A 1,960-nucleotide genomic window follows, 5' to 3' on the forward strand; every position below is an offset into this window, starting at 1 on the left:
CATCAACTCCATAACTTATTTGATGAATCTTACCTGTTCACTGATTAACTTGTATTGTTCTTCTTTCTTTTTATTAAACTCTACCTTATTTTCTTCAAAGATGTTATTTCCTTCCGCATCAATAGACACAATAAGAGGACCAAATTCGTTTACTTCACAAACCCAAAGAGATTCAGGCATACCAAGGTCTTTCCAATGTACTTCTCTGATTTGTTCCACCTTTGTTGCTGCATAAACAGCATTTCCAGCTGGAAAGACAAGATGAAGTGCTTTATGAGTTTTGCATCCTTCCTCTGTATTCTTACCCATTCCACCTTTTCCGACAATGAGTTTAACACCTGTTTCTTCAATAAATTCCTTTTCAAACTTTTCCATTCTCATACTCGTGGTGGGACCGATAGAAACAATCTCATACTCATCATTTCCTAAATCTCTAACAATCGGGCCAGCATGAAAAATAGCATTCCCTTTAAGATCTACGGGTAAAGGAATTTTTTCTTCTATAAGTCTCCTGTGGGCAACATCTCGGCAAGTAACCAGTGTACCTGTTAGGTAGATAATGTCTCCAATTTTAATTCCCTTAAGATCCTCATCCTTTATAGGTGTTGTTAATACTTTTTTACTCATAGTGTTACCCCCTCATGAGTACTAATTTCATAATTTAAATTACTATCAAAAGTGATCTTTCCTCGTCTATGGGACCAGCAACCTGTATTCACTGCAACTCCAATAGTAGAGGGATGTCTTGCTGTATTTACAACATTTACACCCATGACAGATTTAGCTCCTTTAAGCCCCTGCGGTCCAAGGCCAATAGCGTTAATTCCATCTTCAAGAAGTCTTTCCATCTTAGCAGCATTTTCATTTTCATTATGACTTCCAACAGGTCTCATAAGTGCTTTTTTAGAGTTCATGGCAGCTGTCTCAACAGAAGTACCGACCCCTACGCCTACAAGAAGTGGCGGACAGGCGTTAATTCCATAACTAGTCATCCGATCGAGCACAAATTTCACTACCCCTTCATAGCCTTCACCCGGCATTAGAACCGTTGCCACTCCAGGTAGAGTACAGCCTCCTCCTGCCATATACGTATAGATTTCCACTTTGTCACTGTCTTCTTCGATTTCCCAAAAGATACTTGGTGAACCGTCACCTACGTTCTTTCCTGTGTTGTATTCATCAAATGTTTCTACAGAATTGTGTCTCAATGGCGTTTCTTGAGTTGACTTATACACACTATCCTTCAAAATACTATCTAACTGCCCAATTAAGGGGAAGTTCTGTCCGCACTTAACAAAAAACTGGAGAACACCTGTATCCTGACAGGAAGGTCTCTTTAACTCATAAGCTAGCTTCTGATTTTCAAACATAGTTTTATAAATAGTTCTTGCAAGCTTATTATTTTCATCTTTACTTAGCTCTTTCAGTTTATTTTCTACATCATCAGGAAGTTTATAACTCACAAGAGATACAAATTTCGCCATCAAATCAGTCATCTTTTCTTTTTGCTGTATCTTATCCATAATAACGCTCATAATAACTCTCCTTTTTTATATTTAATTTTTTTAGACAGAGAATAAGATTGGTGGCTCCAAAAGCTCTAGAGATAGAATCTACATTCCCTCCAAGTTTCAGCTATGTTGATTGCTTTGGCTAACTTAAGTGACCCTACAAACAACAAAACCATGTTTAAGTTTTTTCTAATTATTTCTCATCCACCATACGCCTACTTTCTAAGTAATATTCACATCACCACAGTAAGAAATCGCTTTCAAAAAGTTATCTCCTGCTACTTTAGCTAAATGAGCCAGCACATATAACCATACTGTTTATCACTTTTCAAAGTCCTTCATCAGGGATGATCGCTAGGTATAAAACACGTTTTTTACTCATGGATAGAGATCGTGCCACTATTCCTATCTCTTTCATGTAAATCAGCTTAATGTGAATATCTTATGAG

General features: G+C 37.2%; 2 protein-coding genes. Both read right to left on the minus strand.

From position 1 onward, the window contains the following. Positions 1–15 precede the first annotated feature (15 nt). Positions 16–627: a L(+)-tartrate dehydratase subunit beta gene (gene ttdB, locus RB298_RS19115; RefSeq protein WP_486048039.1), complete on the minus strand. Its 612-nt coding sequence runs from the start codon at positions 625–627 to the stop codon at positions 16–18. Next, a complete protein-coding gene (gene ttdA / locus RB298_RS19120) occupies positions 624–1,535 on the minus strand; it encodes a L(+)-tartrate dehydratase subunit alpha (protein ID WP_223272420.1) in 912 nt (303 codons plus the stop codon). Before ttdA ends, ttdB begins: the two co-directional genes overlap by 4 nt. Positions 1,536–1,960: the final 425 nt, after the last annotated feature.

It is taken from the genome of Priestia sp. BR_2 (genome assembly GCF_041954005.1).
GTDB lineage: Bacteria > Bacillota > Bacilli > Paenibacillales > Paenibacillaceae > Paenibacillus_AQ > Paenibacillus_AQ lautus_A.

Bases quoted from the DNA above. Each gene is read 5' to 3' on its own strand.
- ttdB (WP_486048039.1), bottom strand. From the start codon at position 627: ATGAGTAAAAAAGTATTAACAACACCTATAAAGGATGAGGATCTTAAG.
- ttdA (WP_223272420.1), bottom strand. From the start codon at position 1,535: ATGAGCGTTATTATGGATAAGATACAGCAAAAAGAAAAGATGACTGAT.